Annotated in this window: 19 protein-coding genes and 1 pseudogene; 15 read left to right on the forward strand and 5 right to left on the reverse strand. The window is 71.2% G+C overall.

Features of this window, described 5'->3' with window-relative positions; translation table 11 throughout:
- A partial coding sequence (locus ACIRL2_RS16940) for a M28 family peptidase (RefSeq protein WP_395864051.1) occupies window positions 1–1,744 on the forward strand: 1,744 nt, incomplete at its 5' end.
- Window positions 1,745–1,941: 197 nt separating this feature from the next.
- On the forward strand, window positions 1,942–2,502 hold the full coding sequence (locus ACIRL2_RS16945; protein ID WP_395864049.1) for a MepB family protein: 561 nt from the start codon (window positions 1,942–1,944) through the stop codon (window positions 2,500–2,502).
- A gap of 180 nt (window positions 2,503–2,682) precedes the next feature.
- On the opposite strand, the gene ACIRL2_RS16950 is transcribed toward ACIRL2_RS16945, so the two are convergent.
- Entirely contained in the window at window positions 2,683–3,156 is a 474-nt protein-coding gene (locus ACIRL2_RS16950) for an SRPBCC family protein (protein ID WP_402232819.1), read from the reverse strand.
- 143 nt (window positions 3,157–3,299) lie between these two features.
- Between ACIRL2_RS16950 and ACIRL2_RS16955 the strand changes: the two genes are divergently transcribed.
- Both ACIRL2_RS16955 and ACIRL2_RS16960 read left to right on the forward strand, forming a co-directional pair.
- Window positions 3,300–3,905, forward strand: coding sequence for a TetR/AcrR family transcriptional regulator (locus ACIRL2_RS16955; protein ID WP_402232822.1), 606 nt, complete (start codon window positions 3,300–3,302; stop codon window positions 3,903–3,905).
- Window positions 3,906–4,124: 219 nt separating this feature from the next.
- The gene (locus ACIRL2_RS16960) at window positions 4,125–4,949 is read left to right on the forward strand and encodes a helix-turn-helix domain-containing protein (protein WP_395864044.1); all 825 of its coding nucleotides are present in this window, start codon (window positions 4,125–4,127) and stop codon (window positions 4,947–4,949) included.
- Window positions 4,950–5,138: 189 nt separating this feature from the next.
- Here ACIRL2_RS16960 and ACIRL2_RS16965 read toward each other — a convergent pair whose 3' ends face one another.
- Entirely contained in the window at window positions 5,139–6,275 is a 1,137-nt protein-coding gene (locus ACIRL2_RS16965; protein ID WP_402232825.1) for an FAD-dependent oxidoreductase, read from the reverse strand.
- Between the two features lie 28 nt (window positions 6,276–6,303).
- Between ACIRL2_RS16965 and ACIRL2_RS16970 the strand changes: the two genes are divergently transcribed.
- The gene (locus tag ACIRL2_RS16970) at window positions 6,304–7,029 is read left to right on the forward strand and encodes a TetR/AcrR family transcriptional regulator (RefSeq protein ID WP_402232828.1); all 726 of its coding nucleotides are present in this window, start codon (window positions 6,304–6,306) and stop codon (window positions 7,027–7,029) included.
- A 15-nt stretch (window positions 7,030–7,044) separates the two neighbouring features.
- Here the strand turns inward: ACIRL2_RS16970 and ACIRL2_RS16975 are convergent.
- Window positions 7,045–7,134: pseudogene (locus tag ACIRL2_RS16975) on the reverse strand (RraA family protein); the annotation flags it as partial.
- A 235-nt stretch (window positions 7,135–7,369) separates the two neighbouring features.
- Between ACIRL2_RS16975 and ACIRL2_RS16980 the strand changes: the two are divergent.
- On the forward strand, window positions 7,370–8,062 hold the full coding sequence (locus ACIRL2_RS16980; protein ID WP_402232830.1) for an HNH endonuclease family protein: 693 nt from the start codon (window positions 7,370–7,372) through the stop codon (window positions 8,060–8,062).
- 72 nt (window positions 8,063–8,134) lie between these two features.
- Here ACIRL2_RS16980 and ACIRL2_RS16985 read toward each other — a convergent pair whose 3' ends face one another.
- Window positions 8,135–8,527, reverse strand: coding sequence for a GbsR/MarR family transcriptional regulator (locus ACIRL2_RS16985; protein WP_402233297.1), 393 nt, complete (start codon window positions 8,525–8,527; stop codon window positions 8,135–8,137).
- A gap of 137 nt (window positions 8,528–8,664) precedes the next feature.
- Here ACIRL2_RS16985 and ACIRL2_RS16990 point away from each other — a divergent pair, with 137 nt between their 5' ends.
- Together ACIRL2_RS16990 and ACIRL2_RS16995 are read left to right on the forward strand one after the other, a co-directional pair.
- Complete coding sequence (locus ACIRL2_RS16990) at window positions 8,665–9,195, forward strand: hypothetical protein (protein ID WP_402232833.1); 531 nt, start codon at window positions 8,665–8,667, stop codon at window positions 9,193–9,195.
- Window positions 9,162–9,458 carry a hypothetical protein gene (locus ACIRL2_RS16995; RefSeq protein WP_402232835.1) on the forward strand — a complete coding sequence of 99 codons (297 nt, stop codon included), beginning with the start codon at window positions 9,162–9,164 and terminating at the stop codon, window positions 9,456–9,458. Before ACIRL2_RS16990 ends, ACIRL2_RS16995 begins: the two co-directional genes overlap by 34 nt.
- 80 nt (window positions 9,459–9,538) lie before the next feature.
- Here ACIRL2_RS16995 and ACIRL2_RS17000 read toward each other — a convergent pair whose 3' ends face one another.
- Entirely contained in the window at window positions 9,539–10,972 is a 1,434-nt protein-coding gene (locus ACIRL2_RS17000) for a sugar porter family MFS transporter (RefSeq protein ID WP_395864035.1), read from the reverse strand.
- A gap of 338 nt (window positions 10,973–11,310) precedes the next feature.
- Between ACIRL2_RS17000 and ACIRL2_RS17005 the strand changes: the two genes are divergently transcribed.
- The 7 genes from ACIRL2_RS17005 to ACIRL2_RS17035 all read left to right on the forward strand — a co-directional run bounded on the left by ACIRL2_RS17005 (window position 11,311) and on the right by ACIRL2_RS17035 (window position 20,040).
- Window positions 11,311–12,522, forward strand: coding sequence for an ROK family protein (locus tag ACIRL2_RS17005; RefSeq protein ID WP_395864033.1), 1,212 nt, complete (start codon window positions 11,311–11,313; stop codon window positions 12,520–12,522).
- A gap of 401 nt (window positions 12,523–12,923) precedes the next feature.
- Window positions 12,924–14,207, forward strand: a complete 1,284-nt coding sequence (locus ACIRL2_RS17010; protein WP_395864076.1) for an ABC transporter substrate-binding protein — start codon at window positions 12,924–12,926, stop codon at window positions 14,205–14,207.
- Window positions 14,208–14,211: 4 nt separating this feature from the next.
- Complete coding sequence (locus tag ACIRL2_RS17015) at window positions 14,212–15,177, forward strand: carbohydrate ABC transporter permease (RefSeq protein ID WP_395864031.1); 966 nt, start codon at window positions 14,212–14,214, stop codon at window positions 15,175–15,177.
- Between the two features lie 122 nt (window positions 15,178–15,299).
- Window positions 15,300–16,205 carry a carbohydrate ABC transporter permease gene (locus tag ACIRL2_RS17020; RefSeq protein WP_395864029.1) on the forward strand — a complete coding sequence of 302 codons (906 nt, stop codon included), beginning with the start codon at window positions 15,300–15,302 and terminating at the stop codon, window positions 16,203–16,205.
- A complete protein-coding gene (locus tag ACIRL2_RS17025) occupies window positions 16,202–17,488 on the forward strand; it encodes a 6-phospho-beta-glucosidase (protein ID WP_402232840.1) in 1,287 nt (428 codons plus the stop codon). Before ACIRL2_RS17020 ends, ACIRL2_RS17025 begins: the two co-directional genes overlap by 4 nt.
- On the forward strand, window positions 17,476–18,516 hold the full coding sequence (locus ACIRL2_RS17030; protein WP_395864025.1) for an N-acetylglucosamine kinase: 1,041 nt from the start codon (window positions 17,476–17,478) through the stop codon (window positions 18,514–18,516). Before ACIRL2_RS17025 ends, ACIRL2_RS17030 begins: the two co-directional genes overlap by 13 nt.
- A gap of 213 nt (window positions 18,517–18,729) precedes the next feature.
- Entirely contained in the window at window positions 18,730–20,040 is a 1,311-nt protein-coding gene (locus tag ACIRL2_RS17035; RefSeq protein ID WP_402232843.1) for an MFS transporter, read from the forward strand.
- The last annotated feature ends 759 nt before the right edge of the window (window positions 20,041–20,799 follow it).

The raw sequence follows: 20,799 nt of genomic DNA on the forward strand, positions 1-20,799 counted from the left end.
CAAGACCCTCGACCCCACCTGCGCCCTGTTCAACAAGACCAAGGCCGCGTGGGACGCCGTCAGCCTGCCGGCGCAGCCGAACGACCCCACCTGCAACGTGAATCCGGGTCCCGACTTCACCATCGCGGTCAGTCCGACCAGCGGCAGCGTGGCGCCCGGTGGCACCGCGACCACGACGGTGACCACCAGCGTGACCCAGGGCGCGGCGCAGAACATCACCCTGTCGGCGGGTCCGCTGCCGTCCGGCGTGACCGCGTCGTTCAACCCGGCGACCGTGCAAGCCGGTGGCACCTCGGTGTTGACCCTGTCGGCGAGCGCCTCGGCACCGTCGAGCACCACCGCGATCACCGTGACAGGTACGGGCACCAGTGTCACGCACACCGCGCAGTACAACCTGACCGTCTCCAGCGGGCCCACCAACCCGATCGACCCGCCGGACATCAGCGTCGCCAACGTGCAGGCGCACCTGTCCCAGTTCGGCACGATCGCCTCGCAGAACGGCGGCAACCGCCGCTCGGGCACCGGCGGTTACACCGCGTCGCTGGCGTACGTGAAGGGCAAGCTCCAGGCGGCCGGCTACACCGTCACCGAGCAGACGTGCACCTCGTGCACCTACCGCGCCAACAACCTGATCGCCGACTGGCCGGGCGGCCCCGCCGACTCGATCGTCATGTTCGGCGCCCACCTGGACGGCGTCTCCGCCGGACCCGGCATCAACGACAACGGCTCCGGCTCCGCCACCCTCCTGGAGAACGCCCTCGCGCTCGCCCAGGCCAACCCCAGCCTGACCAAGCACGTGCGCTTCGGCTGGTGGGCAGGCGAGGAACAGGGCCTGCAGGGCTCGCAGTTCTACGTCGGTCAGCTCAGCGCCACACAGCGCAGCGCGATCAAGGGCTACTACAACTTCGACATGGTCGGCTCGCGCAACGCCGGCTACTTCATCAACAACATCAACTCCGCCACCGCCGCACCGCTGAAGGCGTACTGGGACACGCTGAACCTGCGTCCCGAGGAGAACGTCGAGGGCCAGGGCCGATCCGACGACTACTCCTTCCAGCAGGGCGGCATCCCCACCTCCGGCTACGCGGCCGGCGCCAGCGCCACCAAGACCTCGGCGCAGGCCACGAAGTGGGGCGGCCAGGCCGGAGCCTCGTACGACTCCTGCTACCACTCCGCGTGTGACACCACCGCCAACGTCGACGCCACGGTGCTCAACCGCAACGCCGACGGGATCGCCTACGCCATCTGGAAGACGGCGGTCGGCGGCACCACGCCCGGGCCCGACTTCTCCATCACGGCCGTCCCGGCCGCCGGCACCATCCAGGTCGGCAGTCAGGGCACCACGACGGTGAACACGGCCACCACGAGCGGCGCGGCGCAGACCGTGTCCCTCACCTCGAGCGGGGCCCCGAGCGGCGTGGGTGTGACCATCAACCCGACGTCCGTGCAGTCCGGTTCCTCCGCCACCGTGACCATCACGGTCGCGGCCGGCACCACCCCCGGCACCTACCCGATCACCATCACCGGCACCGGGTCGGTCGTGCACTCGACCACGTACACGCTGACCGTCGGTAACGGCCCCGGTGGCTGCACCGCACCCGCGTGGAACGCGAACACGGTCTACACCAACGGCAGCGTGGTCTCGTACAACGGCCACACCTACCGTGCCAAGTGGTGGACCCAGGGTGAGGTTCCCGGGACCACCGGGCAGTGGGGAGTGTGGGTCGACCTCGGCGCCTGCTGAGCGAGTCCGCACCCGATCTTCCCCGTTTGTGATGCCCGGTAGGCCGCGGTTCGGCCTACCGGGCATCACACCGTTCGGCCGGGACGCCGTTCGCCGGCGGCTGTTCGCCGGCACGCCGTCCGGGCATCACCCCCCACGGGCGGCACACCGATCGGCCCGCCGCGGCCGGCGTCGGCGGGCGGTGGCAGGATGGTGCGATGCGCCCGAATCCGGATGATTGCCCCTGGCCGGTGGACGGCTCGTTGCCCGCCGACCTCGTCGCGACGAAGGCCCTGGTCTACGACCCGAACGGGTTTGTGTGCTCGGCGCCGGTGCCCGAGCCGGAGAACGCGGAGTACGGCGCCCACGTGTTCACCGTCGACGGCGTCGAGGTCCGCTTCCGGGTCGCCAGGACCACACCGACCAAGGTCGGGCAGTTCGTCACGCTGTGGCGGCGCTCGGCGGCCGGCCCGATCGAGCCCCTGGCCGCCGAGGACCCGGTCGAGTTGGTCGTGGTCGGCACCCGCCAGGGCGACCACTTCGGCCAGTTCGTCTTCCCCAAGGCCGTTCTGCGGGACCGGGGCATCCTGTCCACGCACGGAACCGGCGGCAAACGTGCCTTCCGCGTCTACCCGCCGTGGGTGACGACGACCAACCGCCAGGCCGACCGGACCCGAACCTGGCAACTCGAGCACTTCCTGGCGATCCCGGCGGACGCCCCGCCGGACCCGGACCGCTGCCGGGCGCTCTATCACCCACGGAAACAGCCCGCGCGCTGACCGGGCCTTCCGCCGGTGGGCGGGTCGCGGGTTCGACCGGTTCGGCTGCTTCGACTGGTGCGGGTGAACCGATCCCCGGGTGGCATCCGGCGGCCACAGCCTCGTCGCCACCCGCGCCCCTGCGCCTGCCGAACCGCACGGGGGCCGGGGACGCCCCGCGCGGGGCCGCGGGGTGCGGGGTCAGGGGCCTCCTCCACACGCGGCGCGGAGCCGTACCAGGGTCGTGCGCATGCCCGCGCGGTTGCGGGCGGCGCGTTGTGCGGGCGGCGTACCGGTGAAGACCAATCCGAGCAACTCGGCGACCCGGCGGCGCCATCCGGTGCGGCGATGGTCGCTCCAGTACTCGGTGATCAGCGTCCCGCCCTCCACCGCCGCGAACCGATAGCCCCAGCGCGCGATCGGCAGCCCGAACGAGGTGACGTCGAACGCGAATTCCCGGCCGGGATCGGCGATCACGACCCGACACGTGGTGAACCAGACCCACGGCCCCCTGCGGTTGACGCCGACGAAGCGGCGCCCCCTCAACCAGACCCGGATCACCTCCGGGCTCCAGTCCTTCATCCGCCGGACGTCCGCGACGACGGCGTACGCGGCGTCCGGTGCGAGGGCGACGGCCAGGGCTTCCTCGACGTCCCAGGTGCGTTCCTCCGTCATCGGTTCACCCGCCCCGCGGCGGGTCCGTCGGGGTGGACGTCCGGGACGACAGCGGGCGGTGTGCGCTCGTGAGGCTTCATGTGGGCCACGCTAACACCAAGTGCAACGCACCGTCGCGTTGCATTCGCTGCTAGTCTCGTGCCATGAACGGCAACGAGCAGCGCACGACGGCGACCCGCGCCGCAGGTCCGCGCAGGTCCCCGGAGATCTTCGACGCCACACTGGACCTGCTCGCCACCAAGGGCTACGAGGGCTTGACCATCGAAGGCGTCGCCGACCGCTCCGGCGTCAACAAGACCACGATCTACCGCTGGTGGCCGTCCAAGGGCGCCCTCCTCGGCGCCGCACTCACCGGCGCGGGTCGGCTCGACTTCCCCCTACCCGACACCGGCAGTCTCCGAGGCGACCTGATCGGCCTGATGAACGGCATCGTCGCGCTGCTCACCACTCCACCGACGTCCGACATCGCCGTCGCAACCCTGGGCGCGGTGACCCAGAGCCCCGAACTGGCCGACCACACCCGCGAGTTCTTCGCCGACCGCCTGACCCGCGAACAACCCCTCTTCGAACGTGCCGTCGCCCGAGGCGAACTCGCCCCCGACACCGACCCGATGCTCCTCATGGACCTCATCGCCGGCGCCGCCTGGCTACACCTCGTCTTCCGCCGCCTCCCCCTCGACGACCACTTCGCAACCACCACGATCGACGTCATCCTCAACGGCACCACGCCCCACGCGACCCCTCGATAGCCCCGCCGCCGCAAGGCTCCCGCGCTCCCGCCCAGCCACGGGACGGCCTCCTCTACCCGCTCGTGGGCGCGGTCGGGGCCTGCCGGCGGACCGCGGGAATGTTCCGCCTCCGGCTCTGCGTAGCATGTGACGATGCGGTCCTCCTCGGGTGTGCGTGCGGCGCCGGCCGCGTGGGACGTGGCACGTCCACGGCGGCCCAGCCGGATGGCTGGTGTCGACATGGCCGGGTTCAGCGTCCCCGGCCCGCTCGCGGGTGGCCTGCGGGTGGTCCCGCACCCGGCCGTGATGCTGGTACTGGAGTTCGGAGCGGCACCGTCCGTCGTGGACGACGGCGCCGGGCGGCGGCATCTGGGAAGTGTCGTCGCCGGACCCGGGTTCGGTTGCGGAGGGATGGTCCGGGCCTGGGGCGCACACGTCGCGTGCGTGCAGGTCCGCCTGTCTCCGCTGATGGCCCGCACGGTTCTGGACGTCGGCCCCGCCGACCTGGACGGCACGCTGGTGACCTTGGCGGACCTGTGGGGCCGGGAAGCCTCACGGGTTCGCGAACAGTTGGCCGAAGTCCCCTCGTGGGAAGGCCGCTTCGCGTTGACGGAGGCGCTGATCGCCCGCCGATACGAGGCGCGGTCGCGGGTGGATCCGGAAGTGGCCCGGGCCTGGCACCGGATCGTGGCCTCCCGTGGCCGGGTGCGGATCGACGGACTGGCGGCTGAACTGGGCTGGAGCCGCAAGCGCCTGTGGACCCGATTCCGGTCGCAGGTCGGAATGCCGCCCAAGCGTGCCGCAACGCTGGTCCGCTTCGACCATGCCGTCCACCGCCTGGTGGCGGGCGACACCGCGGCCCGGGTCGCCGCCGACGGCGGCTACACCGATCAGTCCCACCTGCATCGCGATGTCGCGGCGTTCACCGGCCTGACCCCGACGACCGTGACCGCCGAGCCGTTTCTGACCGTCGACGACGTCGCCTGGCCGACCTCGCGCCCCGGGGCGCCATCCCCGGACACCGCATCGGGCGCCGACCGAAACGCCGACACCTCCACCGGGTGATGCGGGTCGAGACGACCACTGCCCGGTTCCCGCAACGCCGTTTCGCGTTCGAGCGGTTCGGGCCGTTGTCGATCCGCCCGCACCACGGCAGCGGATGGGCGGCACGGAACCATCCGACCGGCGGCCCGCCACATACCCGCGCACGCACGGGATCCGCTGCGTTCACGGCGGTTGGGGCTGCCCCGACGATCAGCCTCGGGGCGTGTGCGCGGGTGCCGGTTCGGCCGGCCGGGCCGTGAAGAAGCGGACGATGTCCTCCGCCGCGGTGGGGGACAACATCATCGCCTGGACTCGTGCGGACATTTCGGCGATCGGGTGAATCCGGGCGAACATCACCTCCTCGTACGCCCGGATCGCCGAGTCCGGGTCGGCGGGGTCGGCGGCGAGTCGGCCGGCGAGTTCGGCGCCGTCGAGCATGGCCTGATTGGCGCCCTCGCCGACCGGCGGCATGAGATGCGCGGCGTCGCCGATGAGGGTGACACCCTGCCGGCCGGCCCAGCGCGTACCGATGGGCATCGTTTCGATCAGGCGCGGCGTCGGCGCGCCGTCGCCGGCCTCGATGAGTGCGGTAAGGCGTGGGTCCCAATCACCGAAGATGTCCAGCAGAGCGCGCTTACTGCGGAATGTGTCGATGGGGAGATCGTCTGCGCGCAGCGAGATCCCGACCCGTATGCCGCCGTCACCGAGGCGTTGCGCTGCCAGGATCCGGTTCACGCCGACGCACCACAGGTTGCCGGGGCCGACCAGCTCGGCGAGATCGGGGTGGCGCCGGTCGACGTCTTCGATGCTCAGCTCGACGAGGGTGGCCACGGAGGACAGTTGCGTGTCGGTCAGCAACGACCGGACGACCGAGCGCGCGCCGTCCGCGCCGATGAGGATGTCGCAGTCGGTGCGGTGGCCGTCTTGGAATGTCAGTTCCCAGCCTCCCTCGGGTCGGGGGGCGGCCGCGACCAGCCGACGCCGCCAGACAACCGTCTCGCCGGGAAGGGAGTCGAGCAGAAGATCACGCAGTGCCCTCCGGTCGATCTCGGGACGTCCGGAGAACGAGCCGGGTTGCGGCACATGGTGGATCAGGATCCGTCCACTCGGATCGAGGATGCGATGTTCCTCGCCCTCCGGTCGCGCCTGCGACCGGAACCGGCCGGCGAGACCCGCCTCGGCCAGGGCCTGTTGCCCGGATTCCGGGTGCAGGTCGAGCGAGCCGCCCTGCGGCCGCGCGGATCGGCTCGCCGCGCGCTCGTACACCACCGCGTCGATGCCGTGCCGATGCAGGATCCGCGCCAGCGTCAGGCCGCCAAGGCCGCCACCGGTGACAGCGATTCGCATTCCCATCTCCTTACCGTACACTGTATTCATGGATACACCGTACAATAGTGAAGTGTTGTCCGTTTGGGAACGGCCCGAACCTCAGCCGCGAGCGGCGCCGGTGCCGTTGAGCCGCGAGAGGATCGCCACTACGGCGATCCGGCTTGCCGACGCGCAAGGGCTCGACGGCCTGTCGGTCCGCAAGATCGCCAAAGAGCTCGGTGTCGGTCCGATGCGGCTCTACGACTATGTGATCAACAGATCCGAACTACTCGATCTGATGGTCGACGTCGTCTATGCCCGGATCGCCGAGGTCGGCCCGCACTCCGCGTGGCGCGCCACGGTACTGGCCATCGCCCACGCGACCCGCGATGCCGCCCTTGACCATGAGTGGTTTTCCGACCTGCTCGGCGGAAGGCCACACTTGGGACCGCACGCGCTCGCCGTGGGCGAAGCGACCGCGGCGGCACTGAGCCAGGCCCCCGCCGTGCGCGACATCGACGATCTTCAGCGGGCTTTGGGCGCCCTCAATGGCTTCATCATCGGAGCGATCCGCAGAGAGGTCACCGAGCGACGCACCGCCCGTTCCACCGGCACCGACGAAGCCGCCTTTCAGGCCGGCCTCGGCCCCTACCTCACGCGCATGTTGAAAACGGGCCGGTACCCCACCGTCGCCCGACTCGTCATCGACGGCGCCCACCTCAGCCCCGAGGAAACCTTCAAACACAACCTGACCACCGTCTTGGACGGCATCACAGGCGGACCCCACCCGTGACCACTGCGGCCGGCGGCCGAGCCGCCGAGCGACGGCGCACACACTGCCACCGGCCAAGGCGTAGTCCACGTCCCCCGATTCGACCACGACGATCGAGCCGGGACTCCGACCGCCGGCCGCCCGCCCGCCCGCTCCGACGACGGCGAGGCCACCGAAGCCATTCCCCACCCATCACGATCAGCCACCGGCGAATGCCCCGCCCGGGACCACTCTTTCGAGTGGTGCAACCGCGCCGTTGCCGGCCGCGGGCCGCCCGATCGCTACAACAGGAATCGCTACAACACGAGCGGACCTGTCACGGCGACTCTGGGACGACGCGATGATGCACACGGGAATCACAATGGGACGACGGACGGCCGCACTCCTGGTGACGGCGACGAGCGTGGGCGCGCTGCTGTTCGCCCCCACGACGAGCGCGGCGGCATCGGTCGGGCCCGCGGAGAGCACCGGCACGAGCGAGGCCGCCGCGGGCATCCCGCTCCGGGACGCGATCGCGGACCTGCGGGTGGCCGACGAGGACCGTTCCGGCTACGACCGAGCCGCGTTCCGGCACTGGGTCGACGCGGACAAGGACGGATGTACGACACGCGCCGAAGTACTGCTCGAGGAAGCCGCCTCCCCGCCCGAGATCGGCGCCAAGTGTGCGCTCACGGGCGGCCGTTGGTACTCCTACTACGAGGACGCCTACGTCGACGGCGGGTCCGGCCTGGACATCGACCACATGGTGCCGCTCGCGGAGGCGTGGGACTCGGGCGCGTCCGCGTGGACGCCGCAGCTGCGCGAGCAATACGCGAACGACCTCGACCAGCCTCGGGCGTTGGTCGCGGTGACGGCCAAGTACAACCGTTCGAAGGCCGATCAGGACCCGGGTACGTGGCTGCCGCCGTACGAGGGCGCGCGGTGTACGTACCTGACCGACTGGGTGACCGTGAAGACCAAGTACGACCTGGCCGTCGACACCACCGAACTCGCGATGCTCCAGAAGCTGGGCGCGCAGTGTCCCAACGTGCCGATCACCCCCGGGACGCGGTGAGACGACCGGGCGGGCCGGCCCGCCGTCCGCTCGGCCTCGACCGCCGGCCGGGCCGGATTCGCTCCGCCCCACCTACCGCTCCCGGTTGCGCCACCGTTCCATGACCCCCACGAACTCCGCTTGCAGGAAGGCGAAGAAGTCCGCTGATTCCTGGGCTCGAACGCCCGCCGGCGTATCCGGGCCCAGGGACTGCGCGCCCTCGCGCAGGACGATCTCGAAGCGGGACAACATCTTGTCCCGCTCGCCGTAGGTCTCGTACCAGAGTTCGTCGTGCAGCCGGTAGCGGTCCCGCCGGGAACCGGGCTCGCGCTCGCGGTGCACCATCCGGACCTGGGACAGGTAGGCGATCGCCGACGACACGGCGGCCGGACTGATCCGCAGCGCTTCGGCCAGCTCGGCCGACGTCATGCTCGCCGAGTCGGCCGCGAGCAGCGCGGCGAACACGCGCGCGGCCATCCGCTGCATGCCGGCGTCGGCCAATTCGCTCGCGAAGCGTTCGATGTACCGCGTCACCTCGGCTGGCCCTCCCGCTCGCCCTCACGCTCGGCTGCGTCGCGCTCGCCTACACCCTCGCCGGCCGACGCGACCTGGGCGCGGGCTTCGTGCCGCCGCGACCGGGCCCGGCGCACACGCCCGCGTCGTTGTCCGGGGCGTACGGCCTGGCCTGGCGGCTGCAACGCGGCACCCTGCTCGCCTGGATGGTCGGCTTCGCCGTCGCCGGCGCGGTGTTCGGCGGCATCGCCGACGGCGCGCAGGACCTGGTCGGCGACAACGACGGGACCCGTGACCTGATCCAACGCATGGGCGGCCACGTCGCGCTGACCGACGCGTTCCTGTCCACGCTGGTCGACATGCTCGGCCTGGTCTGCGTGGTGTTCACCGCCGGCGCGGTGCTGCGCCTGCGCGACGAGGAGACGAGCGGTCGGGCCGAACCACTGCCGGCGAGCGCGGTCGGCCGGCGCGCTGGGCGGGCGGGCACCTGGCGATCGCGTACCTCGGCCCGGTTCTGGTACTGGCCGCGGGCGGTGTCGCGATGGGTCTGTCGTACGGGATCACCATCGGCGACGTATCCGGCCAGGTGCCCCGCCTCCTGCTCGCCGTGCTGGCTCAGGCGCCCGCCGTGTGGGCGCTGACCGGGCTCGCCGTACTGGTCGTCGGCGCACTGCCCAGGCTCGCCCCGGCGGTGTGGGGCGTGGTCGGCCTGGTGATCGCGCTCGGCTGGCTCGGCCCCGCGCTGAAACTGCCCCAGGCGGTGTTGGACGTGTCGCCTTTCGGCCACCTGCCCAAGCTGCCCGGCGCCGACGTCGCGGCCACGCCGTACCTGTGGCTGCTCGCCCTCGCGCTCGCGCTGCCGGCCGCGGGCCTGACCGCGCTGCGCCGCCGCGACCTGGGCTGAGACCCGCCCCGCCGGCCGGGACTCGACTCGCGGGTCCCGGCCGCCGGCGCGCTGTGCGGTCCCGGCCGCCGACGCCGGGCTCAGCCCATCTCCTCCAGCGTCTTGCCCTTCGTCTCCGGGACGAACTTGAGCACGAACGGGATGGACAGGACCGCGAAGCACGCGTACATCACGTAGGTCGCCGACAGGTTCCAGTCCGACAGCGTCGGGAACGACACGGTGATCACCCAGTTGGCGATCCACTGCGCGGAGGCGGCCACGCCCAGCGCCGCGGCGCGGATCCGGTTCGGGAACATCTCGCCCAGGAAGACCCACACCACCACGCCCCACGACAGCGCGAAGAACAGCACGAACGAGTGGGCCGCGATCAGCGCGACGGTGCCTTCGGTGTCCGGGAGCTTGATGTTCTTGCCTTCGCCGGTCCGCGCCGAGAACGCCCACGCGACCAGGCCGAGCGAGATCGCCATGCCGGTCGAGCCGACCAGCGCGAGCGGTTTGCGGCCCACCCGGTCGACCAGGGACATCGCGATCACAGTGCCGATGATGTTGATGATCGACGTGGTGAACGAGTACAGGAACGAGCTGTTCGGGTCGATCCCCACCGACTGCCACAACGACGCCGAGTAGTAGAAGATCACATTGATGCCGACCAGTTGCTGGAACACCGAGAGCCCGATGCCGACCCACACGATCGGCAGGAACAGGAACCCGCCGCCGCCCAGCAGGTCCTTGAAGGTGGACTTGTGCTCGCGGCGCATCGCCTCGGTGATCTCCGCGACGCGCGCGTCCAGGTCGACGTCGTCGCTCTCCACCTCGGCCAGTACCTTCCTGGCCTGATCCACGCGTCCCACCGAGAGCAGGAAGCGCGGCGACTCGGGGATGGCGAAGGTGAACACGCCGTACAGCACGGCGGGCAGCACCATCACGCCCAGCATCACCTGCCACGCCTCCAGACCGAAGATCAACTCGCCGCGCTGATCGCCGTCGGCGAGGTTGAGGATGCCCCAGTTGACCAGTTGCGAGACCGCGATCCCGGTGACGATCGCGGCCTGCTGGAACGAACCCAGCCGACCGCGATAGGCGGGTGGCGCGACCTCGGCGATGTACGCCGGACCGATCACCGACGCCATCCCGATCGCCATCCCGCCGAGCACGCGCCACATCGCCAGGTCCCACAGCGCGAACGGCAGCGCGGAGCCCACCGCGCTGACCGCGAACAGCACGGCGGCGATCTGCATCACCCTGATCCGGCCGATCCGGTCGGCGATCCGCCCGGCGACCGCGGCCCCGATCGCACAGCCCACCAGCGCGGCGGCGACCACCTGGGCGAGCAGGCTGGATCCGGGCTCGAACTTGCCGCGGATGCCCTCGACCGCGCCGTTGATCACCGAGCTGTCGTAGCCGAAGAGGAACCCGCCCATCGCGGCGGCGGCGGTGATGAAGATGACGTGGCCGAGGTGCTCCGAGTAGGAGTCCCCGCTCGACTGCCCGGTCGTCGCTGTACTGCCGGCCAACGCCGCCTCCCGCGGTCTGTGCACCTCGTCCCGAACCCGGCGCGGTGTGTGCGGTGCGCTGCTTCGGAGAAGTCGCCGGACTCTGAGAGTTGCCCGAGATCACCCGACTAACCATGCGGTGCGCCCGGATGGCGTGCGCACGCGCGCCGGTGACGCGCCAATGGCGTCCACCCGCGCGCCCGCGCCTCCCGCCGTCCGCCCGCACGGTCCGCCGAACGGGTGGACGCGGTCCGGTAACGACCTTGTCGGACACCCTTGACAGTGCCGAGAGGGCGGGCCTAATTTCCTCTACAACTCTTAGGAAGGTTTCCTAACAGTGACGAGAGGGAGAACCGCTCATGGCCGGAAGCACCGAGCGCGGCGCGGGAGCGTCCGGGCGGGAGCAGGCCGGGCGGCCGAGCCTCTTGCGGGCCATCAACGACCGGGCCGCGCTCGAACTCCTCTTGCGGCACGGGCGGCTCTCCCGAGGCCAGATCGGCTCGATGACCGGCTTGTCGAAGCCGACCGCCTCACAGCTGCTCTCCCGCCTGGAGGCGGCCGGCCTGGTCGTCGGGGTCGGCACCACCGAGGGTGGCCGCGGACCGGGCGCCCAGTTGTACGAGATCAACCCCGCGGCGGGACACGTCGCGGGCCTGGATGTCACGCCCGCCCGGATCCGGGTGGCCATCGCCGACCTGGCCGGACGTGTGGTCGGTGAGCACGAAATGCCCACGCCGCGCCGCGAGGCGGCGGACACTCCCGGCCGGATTCGGGACGCGGTGCGCGCCGCGGCCAGGCCCGCCGGCCTGGACCTCGCCGATCTCGCCCACGTGGTGATCGGAATCCCCGGCGCGTTCGACCCGACCACCGAACAGTTCCGCTACGGCCGGCACCTCGCGGGCTGGCACACCCCGGGCGTACTGGACGCCATCCGCGAGGAACTCGGCCTGACGGTGGACGTGGAGAACGACGTCAACCTGGCCGCGCTCGCCGAGCAGCGGGACGGATCCGCGCGCGACGGCGGCGACTTCGTCCTGCTGTGGGTCGACGAGGGCATCGGGTGCGCGATCGTGCTCGGCGGTCGACTGCACCGGGGTTCCACCGGTGGCGCGGGCGAAGTCGGCTACATGCCGATGCCCGGCGCCCCGCTGCCGCACGACGTCAGCCGCCGCAATACCGGCGGCTTCCAGCAACTCGCGGGCGCGCCTGCCGTGTTGTCCCTGGCCCGCGCCTACGGGGTGGGCAGTCGTACCGCGCCGCAGGCGGTCGCCCGAGCGGTGCGCGCCACCGACTCGCGCGGTGAAGCCTTCCTCGACGAGCTGGCCAACCGGCTCGCGGTCGGCCTCGCGGTGATCGTCTCGGTGCTCGATCCCGGCCTCGTCGTGTTGTCGGGGGCCATCCCGATGGCCGGCGGCGAGGCGTTGCGCTCACGCGTGGTGGGCGAGTTGCACCGCCTCGCGATCCCGCGTCCGCGCGTCGTGCTCGGCGACGTACCAGCCAACCCCGTCCTCACCGGCGCCGTACACGCGGCGCTCGACGTCGCGCGTGACGTCGTCTTCACCACGACCTGACACACGCGCAGCACGCACAGCACACACACGCACACACGCACACACCACCGGACCACCGCACGGCGCCACAAGACCGGACCCTCGCCGCCGCACCCGCGTGTGTACCGACCGATGCCCCGGCCCCGCCTCGGCTCTCGGTCCCCCACCCGTACCACCGGCACCGTCGGCACCTTCGACGTCGCCGACACCGCCGACACCACCGGCATCCCGGCTCGACCGCAACACCCCTGCACCACAAGGCACTTCGCCAGCAGACCAGGCTCCGCCGTACCACCGCAAGGCCCCCGGCGCCGCTCGTCCCGGCCGCGCCGCAGCCATCTCCGGAGGAGGACCCAGTGCACAGACTCCCACGGCTCCGTCGTTCCATCACGACCCTCGCGTGTGCCGCCACGCTCGCCCTGATGGCCTCCGCGTGCGCCGGCGACGACGGCGGCTCGGGAACCGGTGCGAACGAGGCGCCCGACAAGAAGGTCACCATCACCTTCTGGCACGGCTGGAGCGCCGAGAGCGAGACCAAGGCGGTCGAGGACCTGGTCGCCAAGTTCAACGTGAAGCACCCCAACATCAAGGTCAAGATCGTCTCCAACGTCACCGACGACAAGATCACCCAGGGCATCCGCTCCGGCAAGGGCCCGGACGTGGTCTCCTCGTTCACCACCGACAACGTCGGCCAGTTCTGTACGTCGGGCTCGTGGACCGATCTGGCGCCGTGGCTGGCCAAGTCCGGCATCGATGTGGCCTCGACCTTCCCCAAGCCGGTGCTGGACTACACCCAATTCCAGGGCAAGCGCTGCGCGTTGCCGCTACTCGCCGACGCCTACGGCCTGTACTACAACAAGGACATGTTCGCCGCCGCGGGCATCACCCAGCCGCCGAAGACGTTCACCGAGCTGACCGAAACCGCCAAGAAGCTCAACCAGTTCAACGGAGACGGAACGTTCAAGGTGGCCGGCTTCGTGCCGACCTTCCACGCCTACGAGTTCTCCGCCGCGCACACGCTGGCCCAGTTCGGCCCGACGTACCAGACGCCCGACGGCAAGTCGAACCTGTCCAAGGACCCGGTCGTCCCGCAGTTCTTCAACTGGCAGAAGCAATTCGTGGAAAGCCAGGGCGGATTCGACAAGCTGGAGAAGTTCCGCACCACGTTCGGCGAGGAGTTCTCCGCGGAGAACCCGTTCATGAGCGGCAAGCTCGCGATGACCATGGACGGCGAGTGGCGCACCGCGATGATCGCCCAGGACGCGCCGAAGCTGAACTACGGCACCGCGCCGTTCCCCGTCCCGGACGACCAGGCCGACAAGTACGGCCGCAGCTACCTCACCGGGACCACCGTCGGCATCGCCAAGTCCAGCCACCACCAGGCCGCCGCCTGGGAGTTCGTCAAGTTCGTGACCACCGACACCGACGCGCTGAACGCCTTCTCGCAGGCGATCCACAACGTGCCCAGCACCAACGCCGCGCTGGCCGCGTCGCCGCTGGCCAACGACGAGCACTTCAAGCCGTTCATCGACGCCTTCAAGCACCCCGCCAGCAACACCACGCCGGCCAGCCCCAACGGCGGCAAGTACCAGGTCACCCTGTCCGAGTACGCCTACAAGTGGGAGGCCGGCCAGGGTGGTGACCTGACCAAGAGCCTGGCCGATCTGGACAAGCAGATCGACACCGACGTGGCCCAGGTCAAGTGATCCGATGACCACGACCGCCCCCGCGGCGGCGAAGGTCCCGGCGGCGCTGCGCAGGCAGCGCCGCCGGCGGAACCTGCGCACGCTCGCGTTCCTGTCCCCGTGGCTGATCGGCTTCTCGGTCTTCTTCGCGTATCCGCTCGGCGCGACCGTGTACTACTCGTTCACCCGCTACGACCTGATCAACGCGCCGGTCTGGGTGGGCATGCGCAACTGGAACTACGTGCTCAACGACTACCCGCCGCTGTGGCAGGCGTTGCGCAACACGCTGTGGCTGGTTGCGGTGATGGTCACCCTGCGGGTGATCTTCGGCCTGGGCCTGGGCATGTTGGCGATCCGGCTCAAGCGCGGCGGCGGGCTCTTCCGCACGTTGTCCTACCTGCCCTATCTGGCCCCGCCGGTGGCCGCCACGATCGGCTTCGCGTTCCTGCTCAACCCGGGCACCGGACCGGTCAACCACCTGCTCGGCAACATCGGTATGCCGCAACCGGGTTGGTTCAACGACCCGGACTGGTCCAAGCCGGCGTTGACCCTGCTCGCCCTGTGGGGCATCGGCGACCTGCTGGTGATCTTCACCGCGTCGCTGCTGGACGTGCCGCGCGAGCAGTACGAGGCGGCCGAGTTGGACGGCGTCGGGCCGTGGCAGCGCTTCCGCTACGTGACCTGGCCGGCGATCACCCCGGTGGTGCTGTTCGCCGTGGTCACCGGCGTGATCCAGACGATGCAGTACTACACGCAGGCGATGGTGGCCGGGAAGGTCGCGAGCGGCATCATCGGCAACTCCGGCCAGTCCTTCGAACCGGGCTACCCGCAGGGCACCACCCTGACCCTGCCGCAACTGGTCTACGAGGAAGGGTTCTCCACCTTCAACACGGGCGCCGCGTGTGTGATCTCGCTGCTCCTGTTCGTGATCGCGATGGCGTTCACCTTCCTGCTGCTGCGCCGCCGCTCGGGCCTGCTCGACGACGACTGACGGGCTGTTCGACGACGACCGAGCGTGTGTGCGCACCGCGCCCACGCCCCTCGCCGGTCACGGAACCCCCGGGCCGGAAAACCGAGTTCGACGATCCACCGTGCCCAGAAGGGATCGGATCCATGGCCCAGACCGTCACGGCCGAGGCCGCCGGCATCAAGCCCGCGCTCGCGCCCGCCCGGACGCCGCCACGCCCACGACGGCGCAAGCGCGTACTGACCTGGATCGGCGTGCACACGCTCGCCGTCACCGCCGTACTGTTCTTCATCCTGCCGTTCGTGTTCCTGTTCCTGACCTCGGTGATGAGCAACAAGCAGGCGCTGACCAGCGACCTGTGGCCCACCTCGTGGGAGTGGGGCAACTACAAGAAGGTGATGGAGACCCCGGGCTTCGGCACGTGGTGGCGCAACACGCTGATGTACGCCGGACTCGGCACTCTGTTCACCGTGGTCTCCAGCCTGCCGGTGGCCTACGCGCTGGCCAAGTTCCGGTTCCGCTTCCGGGGCGTGGCGCTGATGCTGGTGATCTCCTCGATGATGTTGCCGCCGCAGGTGATCGTCATCCCGATGTACATCTTCTGGGCCAAGCAGATGCACCTGAGCGGGACGTTGTGGCCGCTGATCATCCCGATGGCCTTCGGCGACGCGTTCACCATCTTCCTGCTGCGCCAGTTCCTGCTCACCATCCCGTCCGAATACCTGGACGCGGCCCGGGTGGACGGGTGCGGCGAGCTGCGCATCCTGATCTCGATCGTGGTGCCGATGATCCGGCCGGCGATCGCGGCGGTCGCGTTGTTCCAGTTCTTCTACTGCTGGAACGACTACTTCGGTCCACAGGTGTACGCGTCCGAGAATCCGGGCGCGTGGACCCTGTCCTACGGCCTGGAGTCGTTCAAGGGCGCACATCAGGTCAATTGGAATCTCATGATGGCCGCCACACTCCTCGTGATGGCGCCGGTGATCCTCGTGTTCTTCTTCGCCCAGAAGGCGTTCATCGAGGGCGTGACTTTGACGGGAGTAAAGGGTTGAAGCTCGCGGTGGTGGGCGGTGGGTCCACTTACACGCCCGAACTGGCCGACGGATTGGGCCGGTTGCGCGAAACCTTGCCGGTCGACGAACTCGTGCTCGTGGACCCGGTGATCGAACGACTCGAGCCGGTCGGCGCGGTGGTGCGCCGCATTCTGGCCCGGTACGGCCACCCGGCCCGGGTGGTGCTGACCGACGACCTGGACGCGGGGGTCGAGGACTCCGACGCGGTGCTCTTCCAGCTCCGGGTGGGTGGTCAGGAGGCCCGCGGGCAGGACGAGGAGTGGCCGCTGGACTGCGGTTGCGTGGGACAGGAGACCACCGGCGCGGGCGGCCTGGCCAAGGCGCTGCGTACGGTCCCGGTGGTGCTGGATGCGGCCGAACGGGTGCGCCGCGCCGCGCCGAACGCGTGGATCGTGGACTTCACCAACCCGGTGGGCATCGTCACCCGTGCCCTGCTGGACGCGGGTCACCGCGCGGTGGGGTTGTGCAACGTCGCGATCGGCTTCCAGCGTCGCTTCGCCGCGATGCTCGACGTGACGCCGAACCGGGTGCGGCTGGACCACGTCGGGCTCAACCACCTGACCTGGGAACGCGGGCTGCACGTCCTGGACGAGTCGGGCGAGCCGGGCCCGGACCTGCTCCCGACGCTGCTCGCCGAGCACGGACCGGCGATCGCCGCGGACATCGAACTGCCGGTGGAGCTGCTGCGCGCGCAGAGCACCGTGCCGTCGTACTACCTGCGCTACTTCTACGCGCACGACGCGGTGGTCTCCCAGCAGCGGCACACCGAGTCGAGGGCGCGGCAAGTGGCGGCGATCGAGCGGAAGTTGCTGGAGCTGTACCAGGACCCAACGCTGGACACCAAGCCCGCGCTGCTGGAGAACCGGGGCGGGGCCTACTACTCGGAGGCGGCGGTGGCGCTGGTCGGCGCGCTGCTGGGCACGACCACCGACGAGGGCGACCGGATCCAGGTCGCCGACGTGCGCAACAACGGCACCTTGCCGTTCCTGCCGGATGACGCGGTGATCGAGGTACCGTCCCTGATCGACGCGAGCGGCGCGACGCCGCTCGCGGTGGCACCGCTGGGGCCGCTGCACTCCGGGCTGGTGGCACACGTGGCCGCGTACGAGGAGCTCGCGCTGGACGCGGCGCTGCGCGGTGGACGCGATCGGGTGGTCACCGCGCTGCTCGCCCACCCGCTGGTCGGGCAGTACGACATCGCCGAGGCGCTCACCGACCGGTTGTTGGCGGCGGGCAAGGAGCACCTGCCGTGGGCCCGGTGACGGAGGGCGGGGCCGATTCCTCCGAATCGGTGCCGGCCGTGCTCGCGATCGACGCGGGCAACTCCAAGACCGATGTCGCGGTCGTCGACGCGGACGGTCGGGTGTGGGGGCGCGGCCGGGGCGCGGGGTACGCGCCATACCAACTCGGCCAGGACGTGGCGGTCGAGCGCATCGCCGCGTTGGTCGAGGACGTGTTGGCGACGGCCGCGGGGGTCGGGCCGGTGGAGCACATCGCGGCGTATCTGGCCAACATCGACCTGCCGGTGGAGGAGCAGCGGCTGCGCAAGGAGTTCGAGGATCGCGGCTGGGCCCGTACGGTCACCGTCGGCAACGACACGTTCGCGGTGCTGCGTTCCGGTACCGACACCCCGCGCGGAGTCGCGGTGGTGTGCGGGGCCGGGATCAACTGCGTCGGTCTGTTGCCGGACGGCCGGACCGCGCGCTTCCCGTCGCTGGGGCGGATGACCGGCGACTGGGGTGGCGGGCTGGGCCTGATGGAGGAGGTGATGTGGTCGTCGGTGCGGGCCGAGGACGGGCGGGGTCCGGCGACCGCGTTGGCGGGCGCGACGGCCGACCACTTCGGTCTGGCGTCGGCGACCGCGGTGGCCGAGGCGGTGCACCTGGGTGAGCTGTCCGGCGAGCGGTTGCACGAACTGGTCCCGATGTTGTTCCGGATCGCCGAGGCCGGGGACGCGGTGGCGGGCGAGGTGGTGGAGCGCCAGGCCGGCGAGATCGCGATGATGGCGGTGATCGCGCTGCGGCGGCTGGATCTGCTCGCGGAGGAGACCGACGTCGTGCTGGGCGGCGGGGTCCTCGCGGCCCGGCCGCCGCTGCTGATGGCGGCGGTCGAGCGGCTGATCCTGGGTTCCGCGCCGCGGGCGGTGTTGCGGGTCGCGGTCGATCCGCCGGTGGTGGGGGCGGCGCTGTTGGGCCTGGATCGACTGCGCTCGGACGGCCGGGCGCCGGCCGATCCGGGGGGCGAGGCGGAGCGCCTGTTGCGCACGCGCTGGACGCGGACGTCGGCCTGAGCGGGGGCTGAGCCGGGGTCGGTTCCGGGTGGGCGGGGGCGGGTGCTCGTGCCCGGTCGCGCGGGCGGTCGCGGGCGGTCGACCCCCGCTCGACCGGGGGTAGCGGGCCGAATACCCCGCGTGTGCCCGTCGGTCGCATACGATCCCGGCGAGGCGGGATGATCCGCGACGGGGCCACATGAGGCGGACGAGGACGACAGTGGGCGATTTCGCGTGATCGACGGCTCGATATCGGGCTTCACCCGCGACCGCGCGACGTGGCTGCTGTACCTGCACATGGCCGCGTTCGGCTACTTCCTGTACTGCTTCGGCCCCTCGGTCACGCTGCTCGGCGACGACCTGGGCGTGAGCAACGCGGTGGCGGCGCTGCACAGTACGGCGTACGCGGCGGCGGGCGTGTTGATCGCACTGCTGGGCGATCGGCCGATGCGTCGGTTCGGGCGTGGGCGCACGTTGTGGGCGGGCTGTGTGCTGCTGAGCGCGGGTGTGCTGGCGTACTGCGCGGCGGGGACGCCGGCGGTGTCGCTGAGCGCGGCCCTGCTGTGCGGCTTCGGCGCGTTCCTGGTGGTCAACGTGGCCGGCACGGCACTCGCCGACCACCACGGTCCGATCGCCGGACCAAGCGCCCTGAGCGAGGCAAACGGCCTCGCGGCCGGCGTCGGAATGGCCGCGCCGCTCCTGATCGGCGTGCTGGACTCCTCCGGCGCCGGCTGGCGCTGGGCGATGATCCTGGTCCCGGCCCTCTTCGGCACCCTGGCCCTGGCCTTCGCCCGCACCCCGATCCCGGACCTGCCGCGAACGACGCCGGCCCCTCCGCCGGTCACCGGGGCGTCGGGGGGACCGTCCGGGTCGGGCGGGTCGCCTGGGCCGGGCTGGTCTCCTGGGTCGCCTGGGCCGGGCGAGTCGCTCGAATCCGGAGAGCCGCGCGGGTCCGGCGAGTCACCCGAGTCGGGCAAGTCGCGTGGGTCGCTGCCCACGGCCTACTGGTGGGCGTGGCTGTTGACGGTCTGCTCCGTGGCGGTCGAATTCTCCCTCTCCCTCTGGGCCTCCACGCTGCTGCGCGATCGCACCGGGATGTCCGAGAGCGCCGCCGCCACCGCGATGACCGCCGTGGTGGCCGGCCTGTTCCTGGGCCGCATGGCCGGCGGCCGGCTCGCGCTGCGGATCGCGCTGGATCGGCTGTACGGCGGCGCCGTCGCGGTGAACCTGGTCGGCTTCGCGCTGTTCTGGTCGGCCACGGTCCCCTGGCTCGCCTACGTCGGCCTGTTCGTCTCCGGCCTGGGCATGTCCGTGCAATTCCCGCTGGCCACCGCCGCCGCCATCCGCGCCGCCGCCGGCCGAACCGACCTCGCCGTCTCCCGCCTGGCCGTAGCCACCACCCTCGCCGCCGGCGGCGCCCCCTTCCTCCTCGGCCTCGCCACCGACCTCATGCCGGTCCGCACCGCCTTCCTCCTGCTCCCGATCCTCCTCATCGCCTCAATCCCCCTCCTCCACAAAACCACCCACCCCAAGCCCCAACCCTGACCACGCGATAAGCCCGCCCCCGACAACAGACACGGGCCGCGTCGTCCCGGACGGCAGCAGCCACGGTGCCACGGAAGGCACAACCAGCACGCGGGGAAGCCGGGCGGGTGACCCGCGCGAACGCGGGCGGGTACCGGGCCCGGACGCGGGCCGGCGCCGGCGACAGGCGAGGACCCCGGGCACGAACGCGGATCGACCCGGGTGACCCGCGCGGGCCGGGCCGGCGCAGGTGGCCGGCGCGAATGGGCCCGACCCCGGCGAACCGACACAAGCGGGACCGGCTGCGAGCCACGCGATAAGCCCGCCCCCGACAACAGACACGGGACGCGTCGTCCCGGGCGGCAGCAGCCACCGTGCCACGGAAGGCACAACCAGCACGCGGGGAAGCCGGGCGGGTGACCCGCGCGAACGCGGGCGGGTACCGGGCCCGGACGCGGGCCGGCGCCGGCGACAGGCGAGGACCCCGGGCACGAACGCGGATCGACCCGGGTGACCCGCGCGGGCCGGGCCGGCGTAGGTGGCCGGCGTGAATGGGCCCGGCCCCGGCGAACCGACACAAGCGGGACCGGCGCGAGCAAGCCGACATGGGCAGACTGTGCGTGAGCCGGTGCGAATGGGCCCGGCCCCGGCGAACCGGCCCCGGGCGAGGCCGGCGCGGGCGAACCGGCCCGGACGGGCCGCATCGGCGGGGCCGGCCCTGGCGAACGGCCTGCGCGACGCCGGCGCGGCGGGCTCCCGTGGGCGGGGGCGGCGTGGGCG

Source organism: Embleya sp. NPDC127516, from assembly GCF_044765325.1.
Lineage (GTDB): Bacteria > Actinomycetota > Actinomycetes > Streptomycetales > Streptomycetaceae > Embleya.

What these genes read in the sequence shown, in the direction of transcription:
- ACIRL2_RS16970 (WP_402232828.1), top strand. Translation starts at nt 6,304, where the DNA reads ATGGATACACCGTACAATAGTGAAGTGTTGTCCGTTTGGGAACGGCCC.
- ACIRL2_RS16985 (WP_402233297.1), bottom strand. Translation starts at nt 8,527, where the DNA reads ATGCAGCGGATGGCCGCGCGCGTGTTCGCCGCGCTGCTCGCGGCCGAC.
- ACIRL2_RS17020 (WP_395864029.1), top strand. Translation starts at nt 15,300, where the DNA reads ATGGCCCAGACCGTCACGGCCGAGGCCGCCGGCATCAAGCCCGCGCTC.
- ACIRL2_RS16965 (WP_402232825.1), bottom strand. Translation starts at nt 6,275, where the DNA reads ATGCGAATCGCTGTCACCGGTGGCGGCCTTGGCGGCCTGACGCTGGCG.
- ACIRL2_RS16960 (WP_395864044.1), top strand. Translation starts at nt 4,125, where the DNA reads ATGGCCGGGTTCAGCGTCCCCGGCCCGCTCGCGGGTGGCCTGCGGGTG.
- ACIRL2_RS17005 (WP_395864033.1), top strand. Translation starts at nt 11,311, where the DNA reads ATGGCCGGAAGCACCGAGCGCGGCGCGGGAGCGTCCGGGCGGGAGCAG.
- ACIRL2_RS16945 (WP_395864049.1), top strand. Translation starts at nt 1,942, where the DNA reads ATGCGCCCGAATCCGGATGATTGCCCCTGGCCGGTGGACGGCTCGTTG.
- ACIRL2_RS16950 (WP_402232819.1), bottom strand. Translation starts at nt 3,156, where the DNA reads ATGACGGAGGAACGCACCTGGGACGTCGAGGAAGCCCTGGCCGTCGCC.
- ACIRL2_RS16980 (WP_402232830.1), top strand. Translation starts at nt 7,370, where the DNA reads ATGGGACGACGGACGGCCGCACTCCTGGTGACGGCGACGAGCGTGGGC.
- ACIRL2_RS17015 (WP_395864031.1), top strand. Translation starts at nt 14,212, where the DNA reads ATGACCACGACCGCCCCCGCGGCGGCGAAGGTCCCGGCGGCGCTGCGC.
- ACIRL2_RS17010 (WP_395864076.1), top strand. Translation starts at nt 12,924, where the DNA reads ATGGCCTCCGCGTGCGCCGGCGACGACGGCGGCTCGGGAACCGGTGCG.
- ACIRL2_RS16955 (WP_402232822.1), top strand. Translation starts at nt 3,300, where the DNA reads ATGAACGGCAACGAGCAGCGCACGACGGCGACCCGCGCCGCAGGTCCG.